At 42.3% G+C, this 24,944-nt stretch carries 23 protein-coding genes; 6 read left to right on the top strand and 17 right to left on the bottom strand.

Features of this window, described 5'->3' with window-relative positions; all coding sequences use genetic code 11:
- Positions 1-470 precede the first annotated feature (470 nt).
- Positions 471-2,066, top strand: a complete 1,596-nt coding sequence (locus tag HWQ44_RS24520) for a helix-turn-helix domain-containing protein (protein ID WP_292724256.1) — start codon at positions 471-473, stop codon at positions 2,064-2,066.
- Positions 2,067-2,236: 170 nt separating this feature from the next.
- Here HWQ44_RS24520 and HWQ44_RS24515 read toward each other — a convergent pair whose 3' ends face one another.
- Positions 2,237-3,214 carry a sucrase ferredoxin gene (locus HWQ44_RS24515; RefSeq protein ID WP_292724206.1) on the bottom strand — a complete coding sequence of 326 codons (978 nt, stop codon included), beginning with the start codon at positions 3,212-3,214 and terminating at the stop codon, positions 2,237-2,239.
- Positions 3,215-4,318: 1,104 nt separating this feature from the next.
- Between HWQ44_RS24515 and HWQ44_RS24510 the strand changes: the two genes are divergently transcribed.
- The 4 genes from HWQ44_RS24510 to HWQ44_RS24495 all read left to right on the top strand — a co-directional run bounded on the left by HWQ44_RS24510 (position 4,319) and on the right by HWQ44_RS24495 (position 8,688).
- Positions 4,319-5,071 carry a Mut7-C RNAse domain-containing protein gene (locus HWQ44_RS24510; protein WP_292724254.1) on the top strand — a complete coding sequence of 251 codons (753 nt, stop codon included), beginning with the start codon at positions 4,319-4,321 and terminating at the stop codon, positions 5,069-5,071.
- Positions 5,072-6,046 (top strand): ROK family protein, encoded by a 975-nt coding sequence (locus HWQ44_RS24505; RefSeq protein WP_292724205.1) that lies wholly within the window; start codon positions 5,072-5,074, stop codon positions 6,044-6,046. It abuts the gene before it with no gap.
- Between the two features lie 451 nt (positions 6,047-6,497).
- Positions 6,498-7,985, top strand: coding sequence for a hypothetical protein (locus HWQ44_RS24500; RefSeq protein WP_292724204.1), 1,488 nt, complete (start codon positions 6,498-6,500; stop codon positions 7,983-7,985).
- A gap of 61 nt (positions 7,986-8,046) precedes the next feature.
- Positions 8,047-8,688, top strand: a complete 642-nt coding sequence (locus tag HWQ44_RS24495; RefSeq protein WP_292724202.1) for an HAD family hydrolase — start codon at positions 8,047-8,049, stop codon at positions 8,686-8,688.
- 17 nt (positions 8,689-8,705) lie between these two features.
- Here HWQ44_RS24495 and proB read toward each other — a convergent pair whose 3' ends face one another.
- The 10 genes from proB to HWQ44_RS24445 form a co-directional block, all read right to left on the bottom strand.
- Positions 8,706-9,815 carry a glutamate 5-kinase gene (proB, locus tag HWQ44_RS24490; protein ID WP_292724199.1) on the bottom strand — a complete coding sequence of 370 codons (1,110 nt, stop codon included), beginning with the start codon at positions 9,813-9,815 and terminating at the stop codon, positions 8,706-8,708.
- A 364-nt stretch (positions 9,816-10,179) separates the two neighbouring features.
- Positions 10,180-10,719, bottom strand: a complete 540-nt coding sequence (locus tag HWQ44_RS24485) for a YqeG family HAD IIIA-type phosphatase (RefSeq protein ID WP_292724196.1) — start codon at positions 10,717-10,719, stop codon at positions 10,180-10,182.
- Between the two features lie 53 nt (positions 10,720-10,772).
- Positions 10,773-11,399, bottom strand: coding sequence for a hypothetical protein (locus HWQ44_RS24480; RefSeq protein WP_292724253.1), 627 nt, complete (start codon positions 11,397-11,399; stop codon positions 10,773-10,775).
- 237 nt (positions 11,400-11,636) lie between these two features.
- Positions 11,637-12,209: a DUF3727 domain-containing protein gene (locus HWQ44_RS24475; protein ID WP_292724193.1), complete on the bottom strand. Its 573-nt coding sequence runs from the start codon at positions 12,207-12,209 to the stop codon at positions 11,637-11,639.
- Between the two features lie 142 nt (positions 12,210-12,351).
- A complete protein-coding gene (ruvX, locus tag HWQ44_RS24470) occupies positions 12,352-12,849 on the bottom strand; it encodes a Holliday junction resolvase RuvX (protein WP_292724190.1) in 498 nt (165 codons plus the stop codon).
- A complete protein-coding gene (locus HWQ44_RS24465) occupies positions 12,830-14,086 on the bottom strand; it encodes a GNAT family N-acetyltransferase (protein WP_292724187.1) in 1,257 nt (418 codons plus the stop codon). Before HWQ44_RS24465 ends, ruvX begins: the two co-directional genes overlap by 20 nt.
- Positions 14,087-14,293: 207 nt before the next feature.
- Positions 14,294-14,500 carry a hypothetical protein gene (locus HWQ44_RS24460; RefSeq protein ID WP_069068445.1) on the bottom strand — a complete coding sequence of 69 codons (207 nt, stop codon included), beginning with the start codon at positions 14,498-14,500 and terminating at the stop codon, positions 14,294-14,296.
- 126 nt (positions 14,501-14,626) lie between these two features.
- On the bottom strand, positions 14,627-15,118 hold the full coding sequence (locus HWQ44_RS24455) for a hypothetical protein (RefSeq protein ID WP_292724184.1): 492 nt from the start codon (positions 15,116-15,118) through the stop codon (positions 14,627-14,629).
- A gap of 196 nt (positions 15,119-15,314) precedes the next feature.
- Entirely contained in the window at positions 15,315-17,456 is a 2,142-nt protein-coding gene (locus HWQ44_RS24450; RefSeq protein WP_292724181.1) for a pentapeptide repeat-containing protein, read from the bottom strand.
- A 182-nt stretch (positions 17,457-17,638) separates the two neighbouring features.
- Entirely contained in the window at positions 17,639-17,977 is a 339-nt protein-coding gene (locus HWQ44_RS24445; protein WP_292724179.1) for a hypothetical protein, read from the bottom strand.
- Between the two features lie 338 nt (positions 17,978-18,315).
- Here HWQ44_RS24445 and HWQ44_RS24440 point away from each other — a divergent pair, with 338 nt between their 5' ends.
- Positions 18,316-18,747, top strand: coding sequence for a hypothetical protein (locus HWQ44_RS24440; RefSeq protein ID WP_292724176.1), 432 nt, complete (start codon positions 18,316-18,318; stop codon positions 18,745-18,747).
- Positions 18,748-19,073: 326 nt separating this feature from the next.
- Here HWQ44_RS24440 and HWQ44_RS24435 read toward each other — a convergent pair whose 3' ends face one another.
- The 6 genes from HWQ44_RS24435 to petB all read right to left on the bottom strand — a co-directional run bounded on the left by HWQ44_RS24435 (position 19,074) and on the right by petB (position 24,654).
- Positions 19,074-19,445, bottom strand: a complete 372-nt coding sequence (locus HWQ44_RS24435; protein ID WP_292724174.1) for a hypothetical protein — start codon at positions 19,443-19,445, stop codon at positions 19,074-19,076.
- A gap of 44 nt (positions 19,446-19,489) precedes the next feature.
- Positions 19,490-20,677, bottom strand: coding sequence for a glycosyltransferase (locus HWQ44_RS24430; protein ID WP_292724172.1), 1,188 nt, complete (start codon positions 20,675-20,677; stop codon positions 19,490-19,492).
- Positions 20,678-20,687: 10 nt separating this feature from the next.
- On the bottom strand, positions 20,688-21,701 hold the full coding sequence (locus tag HWQ44_RS24425; protein WP_292724168.1) for a GDP-mannose 4,6-dehydratase: 1,014 nt from the start codon (positions 21,699-21,701) through the stop codon (positions 20,688-20,690).
- 491 nt (positions 21,702-22,192) lie between these two features.
- Positions 22,193-22,636 (bottom strand): anti-sigma regulatory factor, encoded by a 444-nt coding sequence (locus tag HWQ44_RS24420; RefSeq protein WP_292724166.1) that lies wholly within the window; start codon positions 22,634-22,636, stop codon positions 22,193-22,195.
- A 632-nt stretch (positions 22,637-23,268) separates the two neighbouring features.
- The gene (gene petD / locus HWQ44_RS24415; RefSeq protein ID WP_104907753.1) at positions 23,269-23,751 is read right to left on the bottom strand and encodes a cytochrome b6-f complex subunit IV; all 483 of its coding nucleotides are present in this window, start codon (positions 23,749-23,751) and stop codon (positions 23,269-23,271) included.
- A gap of 255 nt (positions 23,752-24,006) precedes the next feature.
- Complete coding sequence (petB, locus tag HWQ44_RS24410; RefSeq protein WP_094332660.1) at positions 24,007-24,654, bottom strand: cytochrome b6; 648 nt, start codon at positions 24,652-24,654, stop codon at positions 24,007-24,009.
- Positions 24,655-24,944: the final 290 nt, after the last annotated feature.

The following is a 24,944-nucleotide window of genomic DNA, read 5'->3' as shown; positions in this document are numbered from 1 at the left end:
TTTGTCACCTGAATGAACAGAATTAATTTATAAAGGAACTGTAAACTTTATGGCAGAATATTATCATGTCTTAAATATTAAAATCATTAACAAATTAGACAATATCCAGTTGTCAGAGGCTTAATTTTTTCTAAAAAGACTTTGGGTAAGGTTTTATGGTCAAAGCTAAAATGTTCATTGAATACGTAGTTAAATAAATGTTAAGATTTTTTTCTAAGCTCAGTTTGAACAAACTAATCATTTTTTTCATGAAATGTATAGTTAATAAGAAGTTTTATTTGGCTCATTTTTAAAGCCTTAAATAGCTTCCAATTGGATACAAATTCAAATATGGATGTGAGAAGTGAATGTGGTGAGAAAAGATTATTCTCGCCAGAAAGATCATGTGGTAGCGAGTCATGAATAAACAGGACTCATCCAGGGGAGAACTGAGACAGACATCTCAACGATTAGAGTGGGAAAAGAGCCAAATGCCTTATACAATTCCTAACAACAGTTGCGTTGGATGTGACAACTGCCGCCCCCAATGTCCTACGGGTGCAATCAGAATAGAGGACAATGAATACTGGATTGATCCTGGTCTTTGTAATAATTGTGAGGGCTATTATTCAGAACCGCAATGTGTAATAGCTTGTCCGACTAATTCTCCCATTCCTTGGCAGTCTAAAAAGGGGAGATGCAAAGTTGAACCGAGAGATGCTACCAGCTTAGATTTGTTTTCTAATGGCAAGAATAATCCATTTGCTTCAGCGATCGCAATTTGGGAAGCTTGTAATGTCCTAGCCCAGCGCACATCTCTACATTGGGAAACCGATGAAGAAGGCTACATCAGTTACAGCCGACAAGTAAATCAAGGGCGAGGTGCGATCGCTTTTCACATCCAAGATCCCTTCAAAGTTAACGACAAGGCCACAGATATCGCAGCAATTGAGGGGCTTGACATTAGAGCCGCTTGCATACATCTAATTTTTGCAGCTTATGCTACAGCTTTAGAGCAACCTTGGGAGCAAGAATTTGCGATCGATGAGCGACAAATCGAGAAATATTTGGGGATGGAGAAACGCAAAGATTTGAGCAAAGCTGCCAAGCTAGCTTTAATGAAAAATATCGTTCAGCAAGCTTGCTCCCTGATTATCTCCATTGACTGGCCCCAACAAGGTCGAATTAACGGATTTTCTGTTGTCAGCAGCCGCTTATGGCACTTGGTAGATATTCAACACCACTTTCAAGAAGACAATCTCGGCTGCAAATATCTAATTGGGCTAACTTTTAAAATAAAAGCGGGTATTTGGGCACAATATTTCTTAAACAAACAAGCATGTAAAGAACGAACCGCATTCTATCAATACGGCAGTCTCCCCAAAACACTGCTAACCACAGTCATGAGTATTTGGCAGCAACATGAAGGTGCAGTTCGACTAATGCTGTGGTTGCTATTTAAAACCAAAATGGGCAAGGAACAACGCATTACCATTCCTACCTTGCTGCGTATTGCTTACGGTGAAGAAAAAGTCGCCCTTGCATCCAGACAACGAGAAGAACGCAAACGTCTGCTGAGAACCTTTGAAAGCGATTTGGAAATTCTCAATCACTATGGAATGAAACCGCTTTTCGATCCAGTTACTTACCCACCAGAAATTCAACCTTTGTGGGCAAAATTAATTGATCTTCCCGAAGATCCAGACGAAGCATTGGAATTTTGGACTAATGACGGTGGTGCTGAAACTCGCCTCACAGACACAGGCCCCCGTGGGAAATGGAATCTGCTAATGAATGCGCGGATTTTGGCTTTTGAACTCCCACCAGAATGGGAACAGCAAATCTCAGAATCGGAAAAAAAGAAAACAAGAACTGCCAAAGCCAAAAGGAAGCTCAAACCTACAAACGATTTGCTAGGCGAACAGATTTTGCAAGCACGAAAAAATTTGAATCTTTCCCAAAGAGAATTGGCAAAACTCACAGGTAAAAGCCAAAGCTGGATTCGAGATATCGAGAATGGTCGTTTAAAAGCCAAATTAGAAGACCAAGTAATATTACGAAAAGTCTTAAATATGGCTTCATCTTGACTGGGAATTTGGCATTTAAATGCAGAGGAATGCAGGATTTTGCTAAATGTAGTTCGCTACGAATTAATTAAATGTTGTATTTAGTATAACGCTGTACAAATTCGTAATAAAATCTCTGCGTTCCTCTGCGCTTCCCTTTGCGTTCCTCTGCGTTGAAAAACTCTCCACTTTTATGTACTATAACTCATTACCTTACTAGAGGTAATCCAGAGACTACCGACAGCATATTTAGTAACTACCAACTCTCGTGTAGCATTGCATGAACTTTTCAGTTGTTGAGTCTTGGTTTCATCTTTCACAAGTTTAGCCTGGTAAGTGTAGAGAGAACCAGAAGGTTGTTCAAAACTTAGTTCAGCTAAGATAGTATTATTGTCTAAACTTTGCTCTAAAATTTTGCCTGCAACTTTGTAGTTAAACCAATCCCATGCTTTAGACAGAATTAGTTCTCTTTCCAAAACCTGAAGTGCAGCAGGCAGAATTCCCCAGCCTCGATAGACTTTATGTAAGCATTGAATATCGCCAGTCCGAGTCAAAATCGATCTAAATGAATCTTGATCGAGACGACCATAATATCTTCCTTCTGGCAAGTCTATGACTGTTGGTGCAAACCTATGTCCACCAAAATGTGATGATTTCCAAATTCGCACATTATCTAAGCACAAGTCAGCATTACTCGCTGTAATATGGAAGTAAAAAGGAGCGCCATATCTCGCACAACACTTATCATGGCTACCGTGGGTACAAACTAAAATATCTCTAGTTGTACTAGTTTCTACTTCAAAATTAGAATCGATACCCCATATCCATTTTTGGACAACTCCTGCTACTTGCTCAATATTTGCTAGCTTAAACTCTTGCTTATGGTATCCATTACTTAGCCCCTCTTCTTTTTGATAAATCAAAAGCGTAGTGTGATTTACCTTGTGTGATACATCATTAGCAATTAAGAGGAATCTAATCGGTAGTTTAGCACGCTTCACTTCTTCTACCAAAATCCTCAAATTCTGAGGCACCCATTTGGAATTAAAGGCTTCTGATGTCCAAGGTAAAGGACACTCAACTAAAATATAAGTTTGATAATTGGTGGCACTACCAATAACATCTTCTCCTACTTGCAGTGAATCGTCAGAACAAAAAAAAGTATTCATCTCTCTGTACTCATTAGCATATTTTATGGACAAAAGGTATTCCAAAATACAATTGTGTTCTTAGCTACAATATCCTTGGCTAAAGGAGATAAAAAAGAACAATATTCATTTCCCAGTTAAAACTAGGTAGCCACTTTATAACATCATTATTGATTGAGGTCTTTCCGGTTAATAAATTCTCCACAATAGAGATAAAGAGTGTCAAGAGATATTTTTCCGTATGAGTGGCGTTAGTTTTGTATCTAGTTTTATTGTTCTTTGGTATTTAATAAATTTTAATTTGCAGAAACTCAGTTTTTCTAAACTTGGTTTCTTTAGCAAAATCAAATATATTAAACTTGGTACATAGACGCAAAGCGACTTGGAGAGTTACCGACGATTAACTTGCTGACAATATCGATGTAGCTGATACTACAATCAAAAATATTCCTAGCAGCAACCTAGTTGTTTAAAGTTTTGCTTAAATTATCTACATAGCTAGTTACATATCCTGTTTTTACACATAAAGATATAATTCTGTGCTGCTGTTCTGAGAAACATATTCCTAAAGGCAGATGCAGAAAGATTTAATAAATAGCCACTGCTTTGATAAGCCAAGACTGTTTTAAGACTTCTTCCACACTATCTGCTTTCAATGTATCTATCGAACTATCCATATTGCAAATAATTCTCAATAGTCTGAGAAAAATAAAATAGTCAAATTAGGGGTAAATGCTTTACTTCCCCGTACTCCATCTGCGATCAGTTAATAATCAAAAGTAGTGACTAATTATTAGCAGCATCACTGACATTAACATTAACAAATTTGGTATTTAGCGTTTTACCTAATCTAACTTCCCGAAGATAGTGTCAGGGTTTGATGATAGGCATCTGCTTTGACTGTAACTGAAGTCAATAAGAAATGCAAGTATTTAAGAATCTTTATGACTTCTTTACAGTTTGTTGCCTCTAGAACATTGCTTAAATCAAGGTGAACAGGCATTTTATAGTAGAGATATCTTACTATAACAAGCATTGATAGCTTCAATTTAATAGATAAAGTTTTGCAATTGTGATGAATTGTTGCTAGTAAAGGCGCACTTACTAATCCAAATATCTGTAGCTATGGCGATCGCATATTTTTACTTTCATGCAGAATTGAATCATTTTTTACCACGACATCACAAACAGGTGAGAATTACTCATTTTTTTGAGGAGAAAGCTTCAATTAAGGACATGATTGAATCTTTGGGTGTCCCTCATCCAGAGGTGGATTTTATAAATGTTAATGGTGAATATGTAAATTTTTCTTACATAGTTTCCGATAGAGACACTATCAATGTTTATCCAATTTCAGCTAGGAGTTTTATTATACCAACCGTTTCTGTTCTGCCAAAACCACTCAGTATTATCCGCTTTGTTTTAGATATTCATTTGGGGAAGCTGGCGACATCTTTACGACTTTTAGGTTTTGATACTTTATACCGCAATGACTACGAGGACGAGAAATTAGCCCAAATATCCTATACTCAAGCGCGGATTCTCTTGACTCGTGATAAAGGTCTATTGATGCGTAGTTTGGTAACGGATGGGTATTATGTTAGAAACACTAACCCTCAACAACAAATCCTAGAAGTACTGCAACGCTTCGATTTGTTTAAATTAATCTCACCATTTAAACGGTGTTTGCGTTGCAATGGATTATTAGAATCTGTAGATAAGCAATCCATTATTGAACAAGTGCCAGAAAAGGTGCGCTCGCAGATTGATCAATTCCAACGTTGCCAAGACTGCGATCGCATTTATTGGAAAGGTTCACATTATGAACGATTACAACAGTTTATTGACGAAGTGTTGAACTCAAGAAAAGGTGAGTAAATGACATTAATTTTAGCTCTTGATTTTGGCGGAACTAAGTTGGCGGCAGCATTGGTAAATGTTGGTTCGAGAAAGTGGTTGCGTTATGAACGTCGTCTATCGCCAGTAGGTGCAGATGCTAGCACTGACTTGGAAATTATGCGATCGCTCATTTACTCTCTGCTACAAGACACAAAACCTGCTGCGATCGGTGTCAGCTTTGGCGGGCCAGTTGACGCTTCCACGGGAACGGTGCGACTATCTCATCATGTGGCTGGATGGGAAAATATTCCTCTCAAAGCTTTGTTGGAAGAGGAGTTTGGCGTTCCTATTGATGTAGATAATGACGCGAATATTGCTGCTTTGGGAGAACATCGCTTTGGTGCGGGACAGGGATACGATAGCCTGTTTTATATTACTGTCAGTACTGGCGTAGGTGGTGGTTGGATACTCAACGGCCAGCCTTGGCGGGGTGCTGGTGGGATGGCTGGCGAAATTGGACATATCGTTGTAGATGCGGCTGGGCCAGTGTGTTTATGTGGGAAGCGGGGATGTGTGGAACGTTTGGCTTCGGGGCCTTATATGGCGCAAAATGCTAGGGAAATTTTGGAAAAGGAACCGCAGAGGCGCGGAGAATTCAGAGATGGAGAGATTTTGAGGGGTTTGGTGGGGAATAATTTAACGTTGCTGACAGGACAGTTGGTAAGTGAAGCGGCGGCGGCTGGAGATGGTTTGGCAAAGGAAGTTTTACACAAGGCTGCTTGGGCGCTGGGTGTGGGTATTGGCAATGTGGCGAATTTGATGAATCCGCAGCGCTTTGTGTTGGGAGGCGGTGTGACGAAGGCGGGGGAGGATTTTTGGCGGGTGGTGCGTCAGGTGGCGCGGGAGACGGCTTTGCCAGAAATTGATTTTGAAGTTGTGCCTGCGGTACTGGGGGATGATGCGCCATTGTGGGGGGGTGTGGCGATCGCTTCTATGACAATCCCGAATTTGTAAATGAGTAAATTTAGGCGAATAAATCTTAATACTCAGGTGAAAGATGGAATGGTAAATTTTTTACAGCTTATCCATCGATAGGTACTAGATAAAAATTTCCAAGTAGCCTTATTTCCTGCTTCCAGAGACGAGGAAGATTTCCCCGCCGTAGTATTTCTTACGGTAGAAAACATTTTATTCTTTTTCTTATCATTCTTTCCTCATTTCTCCGCTCCCTTCCATCCATCCATCGCCTTTCCCTCCCCTGCTTTGAGTAATGATAAAGACTCTACGCTCCCTTCTTTCCTACGCAGCTTTAACTACTATTGTTTTAGTAGCTGTAGTCACAACCAAGTTAGTAACTACGCAGAAAATTGTGGCTGCCCAATCTACTAGAAGCTTGTACGCCTACGTATCTCCCACTGGAAGCGATACTGGAGGCGATGGATCGCTAAGCAAGCCATTGAGAACGTTGGCGTATGCAGCAAAACAAGTTCAACCGAATCAAAACTACACGATTTATTTGAACCCAGGTGTTTATAGGGAAACGGAAGCGACGGTACTTCCGCCGGGAGTGAATATCGAGGGAGCAGGTGAATCAAGCGTGACTATCACTAGCAACGGTGCGATTCCTGCTCCAGGAGTAAATACTGGCAGCAGTGACTGGAGTCTTTGGCATTATGGAAGCATTATTCAGCTTGTCTCGCCTAGCTACTCCGGCTCGAACCCTCGGTACGGGTCTCCTTCCGAGATGATTGAAGCGACAGACGGTAATCAGACATTAGGTGGCTTCACCATAGACGGGAACAGCAAAACCATCAAAGCTGGTATCTGGGTAGAAAATCGTAACAACGTGACTACGCATAATGTCACGTTCAAAAACTTCCAGCACAGTGGTGCAGTTTTTACCCGTGGCAACATGTGGTGGTACGTCCCGCTTGCAGAGGGAAAGTGGATGAAGAACACAACGATATATGATTGCACATTTATCAACTCCGCAGCGGATGGAGTATCGGGAGCATCTACCGGGAACTTGAGACTTGGAGGGCTAGATGGCGCCAACATCTACAACATTACTATCCGAGAAAATAAAGGATACGGCATAAAGTTCATGCATGTAGGTCATATCCGTAACGTGAAGATTCACGATTGCGACATCCAGGTTCCGGAAGTTGATTCCCAGTGGAGCGAGGATGCTTCCATTGAACTTTGGAATTTGAGTTATGGAAACCAAATCTACAATGTTAACTGTAATACGTGGTTATCGATGGTCAATCATTCAATAATGAATGAATACCAGCCCACAGCTACACACCCAAGCAATCTCAAGATACGAAACTTACGAATAAAAGATATTGACGGACAGAGTGTTAAGGAGTCAATCGAAGTTGCCTTGAGCGGAGTGGAGATATCCGACTCCTACTTTCAGGATAAGGGCTTCGGTATTGCGATCTGGGGAGGGAAAGCATGGGGCGGAACTATAGAAAATCACGACATCAATATCCACAATAATATTTTCGCAAATGTCGCTCGTAAAGTTCAATTTGGTTTCGGGAACAGTGCTGCCGTCTTCATTCCCGATCCAGCTTCCAACATCAAGATTCACAACAACGTATTCGATAACTTAGGGAATAGCCTACAGATTAACTCCGCAGACAAGATATCGATCAAAAATAATGTGTTCTTGAACTCTCAAGGAGACGATGTGCAAGGAGGTAAGAACATTGCTTTCACTAATAATCTCCGCAGAAATACGAACCCAGCAAAGCCAACTTGGCAGATTCAATTCGCGGTTAATGCGACAAATATCCAGGGAGATCCAAGATTTACAGGCACGGGCGATCGTTGGAACTCTTACTACAAGCCGGCTTCGTCACGCAGTCTTGTGGTGGATAGAGGAACTGATGTCGGACTTCCTTACTTTGGTTCGGCACCTGACATCGGTCGATGGGAGTGGTAAGGAACGTTCGCTTCTATGACAAATCCCGAATTTGTAAATGAGTGAGGCGTGGAGCGGATCAGTGCAAACAAAATTGGTTATTTTTGATTGTGATGGAGTGTTGGTAGACAGCGAAGGATTAGGCAATCGCGTTCTTGTGGAATTTGTCGCTGAGTTTGGACTTGCAATGAAACTTGAAGAAGCTATTTTGTTATTTAAGGGTTGCAAAATGGCTGATTGTGTTGCTGTCATTGAGCAAAGACTTGGCAAAAAGATGCCGCCAGATTTTGTAACTCAGCTTCGTACCCGTACTGCTGAAGCATTCGAGCGTGAACTACGTCCTGTAGAAGGAATAGAAGCAGCTTTAGACAAGATTAATCTGCCTATTTGCGTTGCTTCTAGTGGCCCACCGGAAAAAATTAAGTTAGCTTTGCGTGTAACTAACCTACTACCTCGATTTGAAGGACGTATTTTTAGCTCATATCAAATTGGAAGTTGGAAGCCAGCACCTGACTTATTCTTATATGCAGCTAAAAATATGGGATTTCCACCTCCATCTTGCACTGTTGTAGAAGATAGTGTTTTGGGTGTGCGTGCAGGTGTTGCCGCTGGGATGGGAGTTTTAGGTTACACCGAGCAAAGTGAGGCTCATCTACTTGAGGGATTTGGAGCGCGTGTCTTTTACTCCATGCACCAACTGCCTTCTTTGCTATCACACTGTTAGATTATCGGCGCTCCATTTTAAGTCAAAACCAAATTATCCCGATGAATCACGGTTTCTGCACCGGCATAACCTAAAATTGTGGAAATTTCTCGTGAATGACAGCCGCGAATCTTTTGCAATTCATTGCTGTTGTAATTTACAAGTCCTCTGGCAATTTCGTTACCGTTCGTGTCACACAATTGCACGGCATCCTGTGTGTCAAACTCTCCTTCTACTAGCTTAATTCCAGCTGCTAATAACGATTTTCCTGCTAGAGAAATTGCCGTGATCGCACCTTCATCTAAATACAATTTCCCCGCAGGTACAAGTCCGTAAGCTATCCAACGTTTACGCGCCGAAGTTGGTTCTGGTTGCGGCTCAAAATGCGTCCCAATCAGTTCACCTTGGATAATTTTTTCGATATTCCGAGGAAATCGCCCTTGGGTAATTACAGTGCGCACCCCAGCCGCGATCGCAATCCTCGCAGCCGAAATTTTTGTTGCCATGCCGCCAGTACCCCACTGGGAACCTAGGGAACTTGTTTGGATTTGTAATTGAGCTAATTCTTTAATACTACTAACTAGAGCGATCGGTCGGGCATCTGGTACGGAACGCGGATCGGCTGAGTATAACCTATCGACATCGGTGAGCAAAAATAGCCAATCTGCTTCTACTAAGCTGGCAACTAATGCCGAAAGGGTGTCATTATCACCAAATTTTAGTTCGTCTATTGCTACGGTATCATTTTCATTGACTATGGGGATCACTCCTAATCCCAGTAATTCCTGAAAGGTGTTATATGCGTTGAGATAGCGGCTGCGCTGTACCAAGTCACTGCGAGTCAGTAATACTTGAGCGATCGCCTGTTGTAAGGTAGTAAATAAATCATCGTATATCCGAATTAACCTACCTTGTCCAACTGCTGCTACAGCCTGTTTGAGTGCGATCGCTTTTGGACGTTCTGTTAAACCCAACCGCGCACAACCCACGCCAACAGCACCAGAAGAAACCAAAATCACCCGATGTCCTTGGCGTCTTAAATTGCAGAGTGTTTCCGCCAAGGTAGCAATGGTAGAAAGTGCTAATTGTCCCGTTTCTGGTTGAGTTAGGCTAGAAGTGCCGATTTTGACAACAATTGTTTTAGTCATTGGTCATTAATCATTGGTCATTAGTCATTGGTCATTTAGTCATTGGTGAGCCAGTGCGGTCTTGGGGGTTTCCCCCATGAGCAACTGGCGTTAGCGAAGCGATAGCGACGCAGGAGCGTCACCCGAAGGGTCATTAGTAACTGACGAATGACAGCGGACAAATGACAAAGGACAAATGACTAAAGAAATTGTAAAGCGCCAATCCCTCTATGGTGAAGGTTGACGCTTTACGGAAGTATATTTACTTAGTATGAGTTAGGGTCTTTTTTGGCTGACCCCATGTTATTAATACTTATGATCCCCGATTTTTTGGTTCCAGTAAGATTCCTTAAGCATTTCTTTAGATTTACTTTCCTGACGATTTTCAAGTTTTGTGAATCTTCTTTTTCTTGGGGGTAATAGAGGCTCCCAAAATTTCAGATATCCAAACTTCAAAGTTGCGGACGGGATGAGAGCGGAGAGCCGCATCAGCATGAACAATCGGTTCTACTAGAATGGTAAACATTCCCAGACGATTACCTGCTAAAACATCGGTAAACAAGCGATCGCCTACCATTCCCACTTGATGTACTGGTAGATCCATTCCCCTCAGTGCGGCTCTAATTTTGCGGCGGGAAGGCTTGGCTGCACCTAAATAGTAAGGTAAGTTGAGCGATCGCGCAATTCCACCAATTCGGGCTTCACTGAGGTTGTTACTTACCAAGCACAATGCAGTACAAGTGCGGATTTGCTTCACCCACTCTCGTAGTTCTGGGGAAGCTATCCCGACTGTAAAGGGTACTAAAGTTTCATCTACATCCAATACCAGCCCTTTCAGCCCGTATTTTTGGATAATATCTGGTGTTAGGTTCAACACTGAACCTTCTAAAATCAAATCAGGCTGTAAAAGATTGTTCCAGACCATAGTCAACAGTCAAATGTAGATAGCTAAGACAAATGAGCATAACCCAATATAGTTTAGTTAGTCGAACTCAATTCTGGAATATCTCCCTGAACACTTTGAGATAAAATTCCTAAAATCTTATCTATTTCCTTGATGTAATAATTACTCAAATCAATAAATATATCATTTTCTTCTAACTTCAAAAACTTCCAAATATCCCCTGTTGTCACTGCACCGTAAATTTTTCTGATTTCATTTCCTTCTTGTTGATTAAACAATTGTGCTGCCAACATTGCTGCTGCACATTGACCTAATCCACCTTTAATATTTTCATTTTTGGCTTCAATAATAACCACCACAGGCACATTAATCGTTAGTTGCTCTTTAGAACGACTAATGATAAAGTCACAATAGCCATTCAGACCGTTTTCTGCATCTACATTAAAATCTGTTCCCGAAAATAAACTAATTGGATAATTAGCCCTGCGTCTTACCTCCAATAATATCGGAGTGATAATCATTTCTGAACGAGCTTTTTCAGTATTAATTGCTAAAGCCAATTCTGTAGTTTCTTCTAAAGAATTTTTGAGTTTCTCACTTGCCTGTAAAGGTTCTATGTCAGCACATAAATCAGTTTCTTCATCAATGCGGATGCTGAATGACTTTTTAAATTTACTTAATGTAAAATCGCTATAAGCCATTTTCAGCCCCTCATACCAATTTTTGATTTTTGATTTTTGATGAAAAATCTCTACCAACTAAAATGCTTTTTCCAGGATTTTAAACAATACTAAACTAATCGTCACATTTCAGTGTTAGTGTTTCATTGCTTCCACATTTCATGAGACATGGTAAAAGGTTTAAGTAGATTGTGCTGAAAAGGAAAATTCACAATTAAAAAATTCAAAATGAAAATGTAACATTTTGAATTTTTAATCTTATTCAACTTCATTAAAAAGATGTTCTTCTAACAGAGGTTGTACTTTGCGAAACTCCTCTGGAGAGAGTAATTCAGGTTCACCTGTTTTCGCTATGCGTGCAAAAAACAACAGGGGATCAAGGGGTGTATAAATTGCATACTCCTGATCTTCATCATAGAAGCTAGCGAGTAGCTGTAATTGCTCTGGCTCTAAATCTGCCTCTTCGTCTTCGATTTCTAAGGTGAAGAGTTCTGATTCTTCAACCGGCGGTAAATCACCTGCAACTGTCAGAGCATAGGCTGTGTTCTTTAATATCAGGTTCTGCTCAGATAGTACAGCTTGAGCATTAGCAAAAATTTGCTCAATGATAGTGTCGTCTTCTACCAGAACTGCTTCTTCTTCCTCACCGTCACCTTCCCAAGAAAAAATTTCTACAGGTGAGTCTACAGGAAGAAGTAAAACGTATTCTTGTCCATCTACCTCCAGGGAATGCTCTATGTAACAGTCGAGCGATCGCCCTTTGTCATCGGTTAAAGTGATGGAACCTGCATGAGCGTTATCATTTTCTTCAGGAAATGGAGGGGAAAACATAGCCGAAATGTAGAAATTTAATAAATACCAGCAAGTTTGAAAATCGCTTAACTATATTAATGACATATTATGTCAACCAAATAGCTTTATACGTAAATACAACTACTGGCTAATCGTTTTTAGAATATCATGTTAAAAGGTATCAATATTCAATAGCCGCAACTGAATTGCGAGAATTGGCACGCTTTACATCCAGCCATTGTTGCAAAATTAAAGCGGCTGCTTTGCGGTCAATCAAACCTTTATGGCGTGACGGGGAGCGGTTCTCAGCTATCAGCAGTTGCTCTGCTTGAAATGAAGTTAATCGCTCATCCATATATTCCACAGGCAGGTTCAGTGCTTTAGCAAGTCTTGTAGTAAATTTCTGAACTTGACGAGCCTGAAATCCTAGTGAGCCATCCATTGAATAGGGTAAGCCCATAACTAGAACTTGCACCTCACGTTCATTAACTATTTGCCGAATTTGCTCGACATCCTGCTCAAAAGATGTACGATCAATAGTGGTGATTCCCGTGGCAATTAAACCCGTGCGATCGCATCCAGCTACACCAATCCGCTTGCGACCGAAATCTAGTCCCAAAGCTGAAATAAACGGTTTTGCTTGCCCTTGGGATATCACACTAATTCTCCTGTTGTGCATCTGCTGATTCAGCAATCGGCGATGCTTCTATGCTAGGGTTTTTTCCTGAAAAGTTACTCGGTTCTGACTTATTTGGCTGTGGTTTATCTGAGGATGGCAGCTTTCCTGGTTGTATCCATGACATCCCACCTGGTATGGGTTTACGTGCAGGTTGTAAACCTTGCAGCATATCAGTCCACTGGATTCCCTCTAAGGAGACGAATTTCGACTCCCGTAGCTTGTGCCACACAGAGCGAGACATAACCAATGTATGTTCTATGCGTTTTGCCCCAATTCGCTCCAAATACTCTTCTCGCTCTGCCTGATAATCTGAGGAGGCTAGTTGCAACCCTTGCTGGGGAAAATCTTGGGCAATGCGAGCTAGTTGAGATAGTAATTCTGGATATAGCCAGGTGTAAGCAGGATGAACTGTCAGCGTTGCGGCATGGGGAACTTCACCCTTACGGTCAAGTTGCACCTGAAAATAACCGATCGCAGCTTTGCGTTGAGGTTCAAATACGTAACCACTGACTACTTCTGTTTTGGTCAGCCATTGCTTCACTGCATCAGTTAAAGCGCCGAACAAGCTGGTTTTAAAGTCGCGGGTGTTGCGGTCAAAAACCTGACGTACCAGAGGTGGCATAGATGCCGTATCTAGCTGATATAGCAACTGGGCATCAGCATTACTTACTGGCAAGAGATTAGGCAAGTCTGGCTCTGCTTGTGCCAATTCAGCTAGTAATTCTGGCCCAATTTCCCAGTACGTCATTTCTGCCAGACGCTGGAATCCATTTTGCCGATATAGTGCCAGTGCCTCTATGTCATTGATGTTAACTTCCAGTAGCCAAGTGCGAGCTTCCAAAATCGACTCAAAGCAATGACGCAAAAGTTGCGAACCAATTCCTTGTTTATCGACACCACGTTCTAGTAGCACTTGATCGATCCGCCAAGTGCTGCGTGTCCGGTTAAAGGGTGACACTTGAATCATCCCTAGAAGTATCCGCCCTTGTTCTGCGACATAAGCACAGAGGCGATACTGTAGCGGGTTAGGAAACCAACTTAACAATTTGAGTAACCCATACCAGTGACGCAGCCTTTGCATCTGGCTGATGGCAAAACCTGCTCCCTTCGGAGTGAGGGCTGCGAATGACTCTTGAGTTATGCGCTCAATCCCGTCCAGATCCCGGTATTGGACTGGTCGAATAACAACGTTGAGGTTTCGGGGAAGTAATGAAGTCATTTTAATTCGAGCCGACATTTAGCCTTAACTAACTGCTCTTCAAAGGAACTGCTGCAATAATAATCTTAACTAGTTTCTGCTCTCTACCATTGTGCCAAAAGGGTGATTTTAGTAACTTAATACTTAAAAAGCAGAAAAAGCAGACCTTGTGAGAACACCATTGGCATTGACCCAACAACATCTGCCCTTATTTTATTTGAATTTTGATTAAAATTTGTATATATTTTATAGCCCTTGTCGAGAAACTAGCTTTTCAAAGTTGGCTTGGGTTTGATGGAGTAATTGCTGGCGACTATCTACCAGTGTTTGCTTCAGGGTTGGAACAAGATTGCGAGCTTGCAGAGTCATGTGAAGTTGTAGGTTGGCGACATATTCACTGAAATCTTGATTCATTTCATCTGCGCCCGCATCCGTTAATAAATTTGATTCCATTGCCACTGTGTTCTCCTGTGTTAATCCTGTGCTGTCTCTCTTCATGACCAAAAACTATCACGTTGTTTGGACTAACTTCTTAATTTGCAATGAAGTTTAACGCTTCTTAGGGATAGCCTCTGCTCATTAAAATCTCAAACCAACACCACCTTGTACTGAGATAGCTGTACCACTGCTATCTCGGTAAGCATCAAAAGCAATAATAGCATTGCCAAAAAGGACAGTATTGCTATTTGGGATCATATAATCAATGCCCGGTTGTAAAGCAAAACTAATTTTGTCGCCCACAGGAGAAGAACCACCACCACCAGCCAACACTAATCCAGCGCCCAGGTAGGCATCAGCTTGCCAGTTAAGAGGTAAATCGTAAGAAACCGTTGGTACAACTGCCGTATTATTACCAATTAAGACTTGGGCGCGGAGTGAAATTGGCGCTTCTAAAAGCTTGTAGCGTCCCGCTATCACCCCTCCGAATTGGATACCATCGGTAATACCAATAGTGGGGCCGATACCGATATAACTGCCATAGGCTACTTGAGCTTGTGCCGGTTTCGGACTCCCTAGACTCAAGACCAAGCCAGCCCCCAGAACTGAAACCAAATATGGAATATATTTCATAACCTAACTCCTCACACCATTTTGTCATTTGTCATTTGTCATTTGTCATTTGTCATTTGTCATTTGTCATTTGTCATTGGGTATGGGGAATTGGGCATCGGTTATTCTCTCTCTGCTCCCCTGCTTCCTCATCTCCCAGTCCCCAGTCCCCAGTCCCCAGTCCCCAGTCCCCAGTCCCCAGTCCCCAGTCCCCATTCTACGGGCAACGGGGATGAATGCCTCCTTGAGTACAAATGTACGCTAATTGCTTGGCATCTAAATTTTTGGCTTGAGAAAAATCAACCCCTTGGACTACGGCAGATACTGAGCCTAAATCTGGGGTTTGGACAAATTGATCTGCTGGATCTTGTTTGCTAGGAGCGAGAATTGCCCCCTTAAAATCTGCTCCAGCGACATTTGCCCCCCGTAAATCTGCAAGACTCAGGTCGGCATTTTGCAAGTTAACGTTTTCCATCTGGGCAGAACGCAAAACAGCACCAGCTAGACGAGTGGCACTCAGGTTAGCATTGCTGAGATTAGCACGATCCAAATACGCTCCTGATAAATCTGCCCCTTGCCAATCAGTGTTAGCTAAATTCGCAAAGGATAATTGCGTTCCAATGGCAGTGGCGCGACCTAAACGCGCAGCGTACAGATTGGCTTCGTTCAATTTAGCATCGCCTAAATCAGCCCCAGTTAAGCTGGCTTTTTCCAAAACTGCGTTTCGGAGATCGGCTCCTACTAGTTGGGTGCTATTGAGTTTAGCGTCATACAGACGCGCGTTGGATAAGTTGGCTCTGTTGAGAGTGGCGCGGCTTAAGTCAGTACGGTTCATCAATACACGACTAAGGTTAGCATCAGTAAGATTGGCTTGCTGCAACTGAGCTTGGCTTAAATCAGCCATTACATCGTCGTAGGTATCCCAGCGTCCATCCTCACCTGCACCCCGGAAGCGGCTACCCTTAAAGCTGGCTTGGTTAAGATTTGCAGATTTAAACTTAACTCCTGATAAATCAAGATTGTCCAGTACCAAGTTGAAGAAGGAACTTCCGGGAGTACCGCTTTGACCTAATTGGGTGCTACTAAGGTCAAGACCCTCAATTTTACCACTGTAAACAGAGAGAATCTTGTTGATTGTCCGCTGGTTTCTTTGTAGCCGCCCTTGCCGCAATTCCCGCTCTTTGGTTGCAGTGCTACCCACAGACTCCAGTTCACTGACCAAAAACTGATTCTTATTTTTTAGTTCCGGGATGGCTTGCGGCCCGACAGTTGTCAAAGCTTGTTGAATCGTATCTAAGAGGCTGGGGTTGGTTTCGCTAACCAAGAGATCCGCCAGAAATTTAATGGATTGTGGGTCATTAAGACCACCCATAGCCAGAATTGCACTTTGGCGTTGCTCATTAGTTACCCCAGAGTTGGGACTCAATTGTTTGACAAGTTCGAGGAACTGTTGGCTGTTGATTTGTTTAGTTGCTCGCTGGGATTGTTGAATTTGGATATAAACTTGAGTGCCAATTAAAGTTGCCAACACAGCAGTCATACTCGTCAGCCCTACCCCAAACAAAGTTAGATTGGGATTTTGCTGTATCCGCCGCCACAGATTAGGCGACTGGCTGATTTCTCCTGCTGCTAATTCTTCATTTCCCTCTTGCCATTCTTCTGCTTCATCATTACCACCAGCAGACTGAGCTTGTTTATTGCTAGCTAAGAGTGTATCTATTGTATAAGTGCCTGCAAGTTGATCGTGGAGTGCGCGACGCCCCCGACGCGACGGTAAGCCTATCCCTTCACCCACAATCATTAACAAGGACAAAAATGTGAATAATCCTAAATTCGGAAAAGCAAAGCTGTAACGCCACAGCAGATAAGCGATGGAAATGGGTACAGTCCAACGCCCAATGCCTTCTCTAATCACAACTGCCCCCAAACCAGGTGGCTTCCCTTGCTCGTTGACAACCCGCACTTTTAACCAACGTTTAGGAATTGTGCTACCAGTCTTAGCTAGTAAATACAATTGCCACCACGAGAGAGTTACAGGCGCTAACAGGGCGATTGTCCACAAAATATTAGTCGGCCATGCAACGTTACGGATGCCATAACTCACAGGTAGAGCCAGAGGTCTGGCGATCGCTCTTTCCGTTACTACCAACACAGGGTTAAGCGGTACTCGATTCAGATCGCTTCTAGAATTGGCATAGACACCAATGCCGAAGGGAATCAACCCACTAGTAACCACTAGTGTGATTTCAGCCGCCCAAGCTGCAAAACGCCTGCTTGCTAGCAACAGCGAATTGGCTCTTTCCGGTTTTTTTGACTGACCAGATTGATTACTAGTTCTCCTGACAATTGGTGACGTCATCGTATAATTCCCTTTGATATTATGTCTACGCCGCGATCGGCACAATTAAAATAGACTAAGCTAGTCAGCAAAAAGAAAAGCATATTGAAATAGGATTTAGGAGTCATAAGTCAGAAGCCTTTTGTATTCTGGCTTCTGACCCTCATAACTCCGTGCAGAGTGCCAAGTAAATGCATATCAACTTATTGTTTACGTTGAAAGCTACCAGACACAAAAAATTTGTATCCAACATACACTAACACTGCCAAAAGTGCCAGACTGATTACAGATGCAACTAGTTTAAACACTGCTTGCAGCATCGCCAAGCCTACTAGCACCGTCACACCCAAAACTACCAGCTTTTTCGCCCCAGATAAGCTGTTGAACCAAATCTGAAATCGCTCCACTTGCAAGTTTAAACTGGCAAAAACAGACTGAGGCGTTTGTTTTTGTTCTTGTGAAACCACCCCAGGCGGGGAATTAATCTCTGCCTCTAGCTTATTGAGGCGACGCTGTAAGTCTTCTTCTGGTTGAGGATTCATCAATCTTTCCTACCTCAGTAGCATACTTATTCAACAATAGACTAACCAAATTCTATTTTTGATGGTTGTCTTAGTGATTTTAGCTAATGTCTGTGCGTGCAAGACCTTTCTGGACAGGGAAAAATTATGTTTTATTTGTTGCCTTCTAGACATCAATAGTAGAGACGTTGCAATGCAACATCTCTATATACACCTATCAAATCTTCACAAATAATCCTTAACTGCCTGGTATTACTTTATACGAGAGTTTTTGGAACCAAGAGGGATTGCTGTCGTCTATATAAATCAGACTGTATAACAACAATATTGCTCTAAAAAAATCTGGAGCATTAATGAAAATGAAGACGCTTAGGCTACTTGCAATTATTCCCACAGCTTTGGCGATGAGTTTGGTTTTCACTGAGGCTAATTTGGCACAGACACCAACAATCCAAATTAATCGGAATTCCCAACCAGATCCATTGATTTTGAACGGAAAGTCTGGGGGAACTGTCAAAAGTAATTGTGGCAATATTACCACTGAACCTAATCAAGTTATCCAGGTTACAGAGTCATTACCTTATTTGCGATTAACAGTAGAGAGTCAAGGAAAGCCAACGCTGTTGATCGACGGGCCAGGGGGGCGCTTTTGTGTACTAGCAGATAGTTACTCTGGAGGTAAGTCAGAACTTTCTGGTTACTGGCAGGCAGGAAAATACTCGCTGTATGTGGGCGAACTATCCCAACGAGAGTATAGCTATACCCTCTCAATCTCGCAAAGAAATAAATAGTCATTGGTCATTGGTCATTAGTATTCTTGACAGGTTAAACTCATATACAATTGGTGAACAAGTAATAATGCTTAAAATGTGGTCGAAAACGGGGGTAGAAAACACAATTTTTGGTGAGGCGATGCCTACGACGTGCTACGCCTACGCTTTGTCTTGAAATGCATCCCTCACTATTCCCCGAAAAAGTCACTACGAAAGTTAGTTTAATACCTTATTTAGAACTTTTTATCAGCATAAATACTAATTGACAAAAATAGCTTGCTCTGAATGTGTAAGCAATTAGTCATTAGTAACTTGACCAATGACCAATGACTAATGACCAATGACTAATCTTCCAGTGATTTCGCTGGAACTTCCACAGCAGTGACATCAATAGTGCCTTCTGGTGTGAAGCGCTGAAAATGACTATTTTGTACTAACAGTGACTCTCCACAGTTAGGACATTGCAACTGACTGTTATTTAAACCTGTAAATTCATATCCACAGACGGGACACTGATCGGCAACCAAGTTGCGTTGCAGCCACCAACGAAAGCCAAAAAAAGCCACAATAGGTGCCAACAACAGCAACCCGAAAATAATTAGCAATGAATTGACTAACCAACCCAAGCCCACTGATGCCAGCAACCAAATAACTGCCAGCAGGGTTAGCCAAGGGCGGAGATTTAAAAGATTCAATTGAAATGACTTAAAGCTCATTATTTAAATTTCGTCCTGCTCTCCTTCTAGGATAGCGATTTTAGTCATTTGTTATTGGGACTCAAAACTGAAGATAGAAGCATTTTTTGCAAGTGTTGTTGGAAGGCATTTATGCCAAACAGAGCGATCGCTTGTTCTCGCAGCCACTCTCCATCACATCGCTGGTCATCCCCTTGAAGCATTTCTATACAAGCCGTTGCTACAGCATCAGGACTGCGGTGTGGGACTCGCCATCCCAGTTTACCATCCTGTAAGGGGTCAGCGGAACCATCGTCGTCACCGGATAATACTGGTACTCCACAAGCCATTGCTTCTAGATAAACAATGCCAAAGCCTTCTTGTGAAGGCATAATATAGGCATCAGCAAGGCGGTAATGTTCCATTAGTTCTTCTGTAGCAACGAAACCGGCAAACACAACGCGATCGCTCACACCTAAATCTTTTGCTAGCTGCGCCAATCGTGGTTGGTCATCACCGCGACCAATTACCAAATATTTCACTTCTGGGTAAACTTGAGCGATTTGTGGTAACGCCCGAATCGTGACATCTACACCCTTGTAAATATCTCCTGACCATAACCGCGCTACTGTCATTAACACCTTAGAACCAGTGAAGCCATATTTCTGGACTAATGCTGGCTGTTTGGCACTAGGAGTAAACTTATCTCCATCAATTGCACAAGGCATCATCTGTACCATTTTCGGGTTTAGACTATTAGCAACACAAGCGCGATCGCGGCTGTAGCGACTAATTGTCCAAATTCTATCTGCTGATGTTAGGGCGCGACGTTCTTGATTTTTCAGCGGTTCCCAGACTTCTTTGCCATAAGTTAGCACGGTGTAAGGAATCCCCAAGGGTTGGCAAAGAGTTTGGATTAATACTGCTAAGTTAATATGACCGCAGAACACTTGCTGCGGACGGCTTTGCAACAGACACTTCAGTAAAGCTGCTGCCATTTGCAGTCTCCCTATTTGGGGAGATTGATTTTTAAAGTAATGAAATTTTAAGTTCTCGTCTTCAAACGGATTTAAACTATCAGGACTATCTCGCAGCAAAAAGACTTCTCCCTTGTAGTCTTGGCTCAATCCCAGATAGGCGCGAAAAATATCTTTTATATATGATTGAATACCACCTTCGTGGGCAAAAATTTCTAAAAATACGAAGATATGGTTTGTTTTTTTGTTAACTTTATCACCTAACTTCAGGTTTTCTGTGACTGTAGTGATATGCATGTTAGGTTATTTACACTCGTGGTAAAGGGGCGATGCCTGCGGCAAGGACTTCATCCAACACACCGCTTTGTAAACGCTCCAAATCCGTTTTTACCATTTTTTCTAAAAGTTCCTCAAAGCTCACTTGGGCTTCCCAGCCAAGGTTTGTTTTAGCTTTACTGGGGTTAGCTACTAGTTGAAAATGCTCATCTTCTCGCAATAAGCTAGTATTTAGGACTACATAGTGTGTCCAATCCAATCCGACAGACTCAAAGGCTGTGGTAACTAAATCTCTAACACTGTGCAGTTTCCCAGTCCCAATTACATATTCTTCTGGTTCATCAGCTTGCAACATTAACCACATTGCTTCTGCGTAATCTCCAGCAAAGCCCCAATCGCGTTTGGCCTCTAGATTACCCATTTCTAATGTGTCAGTTAAACCCAATTTAATTGATGCAGCAGCCAAAGAAACTTTTCGTGTGACAAACTGAGGTGCGCGTAGAGGAGACTCGTGATTATATAAAATTCCGCTACAGGCAAATAGTCCATAGCGCTGTCTGTGATGCACCATCGTCCAGTGGGCGTGCATCTTAGCCGCAGCATAGGGATTTTTAGGACGAAAAGGAGTTTCCTCATTTTGAGGCGAGAGGAAGACATCGCCAAACATTTCTGAACTGCTGGCTTGATAAAATCTGGTAGACAAACCAACTTTTCGTACCGCTTCCAAGAGCCTGGTAGCTGTACCAGTGATCAAATCCAGAGTTCCTAATGGGTCGTTCCAAGAGTCGGGTACAAAACTGGGAGCTGCCAAATTGTAAATTTCTTGGGGACGCAGTTGTTCAACTGCGGTCAACAGCGCCATATTATCCCTCAAGTCAACCGTAAAAATTTCTACCTGATTTGCCAGTGTTCCCAGTTTTGTCAAATTAGGTTGTCGATGTGGGGGTACTAATCCTACAACTCGATAACCACGGTTGAGGAGCAAATGACTGAGATAGTAGCCATCTTGACCAGTAATTCCTGTAATTAGGGCTGTCTTAGTCATATGTCCCCTATTCTCTCTATGTCTTTAAGCACTAAATGGCACTTGTTGGAGAACAAAAATTAAGACTCTCAACACTGCTGACAAATCTTAACAAGGCAGCTAGTGTAACTCGAATGCTATCTTTACTGTATTCACTAATTCTTTTTATACAAAAGTCTTCTTTGAAATTTTACAAAAAAATCATAATAACTAAGTAATTTCACGTAAAAAACATATTCCTCTAATTCAAATAATATTGAAAAAGGAGTATACTTTTATCAATCAAATAACAATATATTTCAGCATAAACTACTTCTGTTTTAAGGTGAGTGGCTTAACTGTGGGCAAATATTCCGTACTTTTACCCGCAAGCTAGCAAGAGCGTCTCGTAGAGAAGGTAAGCCCTCACACCTTGCCGATATTCCTTCTCTACGCTCCGCCTCAGTTCAAAAGCCAAAATTTGCATCAGAAGTATTCTTACCTTCCTTTAACCTTGACTATTTCACTTTTACTTACTTTTGTGTTTCTACAGAGTATTTGACGATGAGCAGGCAATTTCTACCATCTGCACCACGTTCGTATACAACCCGGTCAGCCAACCGCCGGAGAAGAAACCATCCATACCCACCTACTTGCAGAGTACCTGGGGCTGGTTCTGCGATCGCATCAGGATTGAAAGGTTTTCCATAATCCCAAATTCTAATCTCTAGTCGGTCAATCCAGAGATAAACGTTAATCTCAATGGTTGTTTCCGGCGGTAAAGCATGATGAGCGTGACGAACAGCGTTGGTAAAGCCTTCTGCTAATGCTAAATTGAGGCGATCAAGTTGGGTTTTTGACCAGCCAAGTTGAGACAAGTGTTGCAGACAAAATTGCTCAAACCATTCTTGCACCTGGTTTAAGAGCCTGAGTTCGCTCTTAACAGTCAGATGGTCTTGCTGCACTATACTAAGCATTAACTGTGACTTGAATATAAGTAAACCTAAGTTGCTAGTTATTAAATTCTGCGCTGTTCGCAAAATTTCTCTGACATAAAAAAATCTAAATTGACATATTCTGTGTACCAAAATACAAAACATGAACGATTTTGGCATTCGGAGGGTTGTAACTAGCAACTTACGTTAAGTAAGTGAAAAATGTTTGTATTTGTTAACTCTGAGTGATTTGAGATTTTGGAATAGCTTTTCCATCCAAAACTTCAGATCCCAGATGCAATCTGAACTATTGAAGAAGGCAGGAGGCAAGAGGCAGGAATTTATCTATTGTCTTTCAACCCCATCATCTAATTCTAAGCTCCCCTAGGAGTGACACTACGCACAGTCGCTACCGCTGTACACTAAGAGCGCTTCACTAACGCATTCGCTCATGGGGAAACCCTCTGTTCTGCACGCTGGCTCACCAAATCGTATCGTAGATTTTGGTGCTTTTAACTTAAACCTTTGCTCTTTGCGATCGCTTTACTGAAGCAGAGGGCAGTATTCCTCATACCTCCTGCCTCTCTTGTTAAAATTGACGCCTGTTGATTGTTTTCAAAAGCACATCTTGCTCTTGAAACTCACAGGCGTCAAAGCACTTTGTAGTGACTAATTTAGAATAGTCCCAAGGTCAAAGATTTATCCAATGGCAAAGCAGCACCAATACCCAGCCACAGGGTGACAAGGGTACCAACGAGGAATACTGTGGTTGCAACTGGACGACGGAAGGGATTTTGGAACTTATTCACGTTCTCAATAAAGGGAATGAGGATTAGCCCCACTGGTACGGAACCCATTGCTAACACTCCTAAAAGTTTGTTAGGAAGCGATCGCAAAATTTGGAAGACTGGATACAAGTACCACTCCGGCAAAATTTCCAATGGTGTGGCGAAAGGATTTGCTGGTTCACCGGTCATTGCGGGATCTAGCACAGCTAGAGCCACAATCGCAGCGAAGGAACCCATGATCACAATTGGAAAGACGTAAAGTAAGTCATTAGGCCAAGCGGGTTCACCATAGTAGTTGTGACCCATGCCTTTAGCGAGTTTGGCTCTTAACTGAGGATCGCTCAGGTCAGGTTTTTTTTGTGTTGACATTTTGAAATGTGCTCTCCTGCTTAAGTTAAATTAAAGCATTTGTGAAAGCTATCAGCTACTAGGCAATCAACAGGCGGCAGCACTTGTGTCTAATCTCCGGTCTAGCCGCCTGGAGGTTTTCTACAGCTTTCGGCTCCAGATACAAGGGTTTGTTTTTTGGAACTTATGTGCAATTAATTTCTTGTGTTTCATCAGTTTAAAACAAACAACTTGATCTGAAAACTGACAAATGTTGCCTTTCGCTAATAGTTGAGATTACAAAGGCCCGGAAATGCCTTGCTTGCGGATCATCAAGAAGTGAAACAGCATGAAGACTGCAATTAACCAAGGCAGTACAAATGTGTGTGCGCTGTAGTAACGAGTTAGTGTTGCTTGACCAACACTAGAACCGCCGCGCAACAGGTCGGAAATCAGAACTCCAACCACAGGAATTGCTTCTGGTACGCCGCTAACGATTTTTACAGCCCAGTAGCCAACTTGATCCCAAGGTAGGGAATAGCCGGTTACTCCAAAGGAAACTGTAATCACAGCCAGGATGACACCACTTATCCAGGTCAGTTCGCGGGGCTTTTTGAAACCACCAGTCAGATAAACCCGGAAGGTGTGCAAAATCATCATCAATACCATCATGCTGGCAGACCAGCGATGGATGGAGCGAATTAGCCAACCGAAGTTTACTTCATTCATGATGTACTCCACTGAGGAGAAAGCTTCAGTGACTGTTGGCCTGTAGTAGAACGTCATGGCAAATCCAGTGGCAAACTGGATGAGAAAGCAAACCAGGGTAATTCCACCGAGGCAGTAAAAGATATTGACGTGGGGAGGGACGTACTTGCTAGTAACGTCTTCGGCGAGTGCCTGAATTTCTAGGCGTTCCTCAAACCAGTCGGAAACGTTGGCCATACAATCTCAAGTTCCTAAAAGTCGGTTGCGGTTGATAAATCCCGAAGTTCTGAATCGGCAGAAGCCTTCACTCAGAACTTCTCTCCCAACTAGTAATTTTGGGATTTTAGTAAAGAGGAGTTTTTTGGAAAGCTTTTCAGCTTTTGGCGTGCTAAGAGACTTCAGAAACTTTACACTCTGTAAAGATGGAATATATTGCGATCTCTTTACGCCCCGACACACAAAATGTTGGACACAAAGTAGATTTTATCCTTTGGTGAGTGGATACGATGCATCAGTTGACTGAACAA

Origin of the sequence: Nostoc sp. JL34, assembly GCF_017114945.1 — a bacterium.
In the GTDB taxonomy this organism is placed as follows: domain Bacteria; phylum Cyanobacteriota; class Cyanobacteriia; order Cyanobacteriales; family Nostocaceae; genus Nostoc.
The sequence above is the reverse complement of the archived record's forward strand: the minus strand, read 5'-3'. Positions and strand labels throughout refer to the sequence as shown.

What these genes read in the sequence shown, in the direction of transcription:
- HWQ44_RS24520 (WP_292724256.1), top strand. Translation starts at nt 471, where the DNA reads ATGCCTTATACAATTCCTAACAACAGTTGCGTTGGATGTGACAACTGC.
- HWQ44_RS24515 (WP_292724206.1), bottom strand. Translation starts at nt 3,214, where the DNA reads ATGAATACTTTTTTTTGTTCTGACGATTCACTGCAAGTAGGAGAAGAT.
- HWQ44_RS24510 (WP_292724254.1), top strand. Translation starts at nt 4,319, where the DNA reads ATGGCGATCGCATATTTTTACTTTCATGCAGAATTGAATCATTTTTTA.
- HWQ44_RS24505 (WP_292724205.1), top strand. Translation starts at nt 5,072, where the DNA reads ATGACATTAATTTTAGCTCTTGATTTTGGCGGAACTAAGTTGGCGGCA.
- proB (WP_292724199.1), bottom strand. Translation starts at nt 9,815, where the DNA reads ATGACTAAAACAATTGTTGTCAAAATCGGCACTTCTAGCCTAACTCAA.
- HWQ44_RS24485 (WP_292724196.1), bottom strand. Translation starts at nt 10,719, where the DNA reads ATGGTCTGGAACAATCTTTTACAGCCTGATTTGATTTTAGAAGGTTCA.
- HWQ44_RS24480 (WP_292724253.1), bottom strand. Translation starts at nt 11,399, where the DNA reads ATGGCTTATAGCGATTTTACATTAAGTAAATTTAAAAAGTCATTCAGC.
- HWQ44_RS24475 (WP_292724193.1), bottom strand. Translation starts at nt 12,209, where the DNA reads ATGTTTTCCCCTCCATTTCCTGAAGAAAATGATAACGCTCATGCAGGT.
- ruvX (WP_292724190.1), bottom strand. Translation starts at nt 12,849, where the DNA reads ATGCACAACAGGAGAATTAGTGTGATATCCCAAGGGCAAGCAAAACCG.
- HWQ44_RS24465 (WP_292724187.1), bottom strand. Translation starts at nt 14,086, where the DNA reads ATGTCGGCTCGAATTAAAATGACTTCATTACTTCCCCGAAACCTCAAC.
- HWQ44_RS24460 (WP_069068445.1), bottom strand. Translation starts at nt 14,500, where the DNA reads ATGGAATCAAATTTATTAACGGATGCGGGCGCAGATGAAATGAATCAA.
- HWQ44_RS24455 (WP_292724184.1), bottom strand. Translation starts at nt 15,118, where the DNA reads ATGAAATATATTCCATATTTGGTTTCAGTTCTGGGGGCTGGCTTGGTC.
- HWQ44_RS24450 (WP_292724181.1), bottom strand. Translation starts at nt 17,456, where the DNA reads ATGACGTCACCAATTGTCAGGAGAACTAGTAATCAATCTGGTCAGTCA.
- HWQ44_RS24445 (WP_292724179.1), bottom strand. Translation starts at nt 17,977, where the DNA reads ATGAATCCTCAACCAGAAGAAGACTTACAGCGTCGCCTCAATAAGCTA.
- HWQ44_RS24440 (WP_292724176.1), top strand. Translation starts at nt 18,316, where the DNA reads ATGAAGACGCTTAGGCTACTTGCAATTATTCCCACAGCTTTGGCGATG.
- HWQ44_RS24435 (WP_292724174.1), bottom strand. Translation starts at nt 19,445, where the DNA reads ATGAGCTTTAAGTCATTTCAATTGAATCTTTTAAATCTCCGCCCTTGG.
- HWQ44_RS24430 (WP_292724172.1), bottom strand. Translation starts at nt 20,677, where the DNA reads ATGCATATCACTACAGTCACAGAAAACCTGAAGTTAGGTGATAAAGTT.
- HWQ44_RS24425 (WP_292724168.1), bottom strand. Translation starts at nt 21,701, where the DNA reads ATGACTAAGACAGCCCTAATTACAGGAATTACTGGTCAAGATGGCTAC.
- HWQ44_RS24420 (WP_292724166.1), bottom strand. Translation starts at nt 22,636, where the DNA reads ATGCTTAGTATAGTGCAGCAAGACCATCTGACTGTTAAGAGCGAACTC.
- petD (WP_104907753.1), bottom strand. Translation starts at nt 23,751, where the DNA reads ATGTCAACACAAAAAAAACCTGACCTGAGCGATCCTCAGTTAAGAGCC.
- petB (WP_094332660.1), bottom strand. Translation starts at nt 24,654, where the DNA reads ATGGCCAACGTTTCCGACTGGTTTGAGGAACGCCTAGAAATTCAGGCA.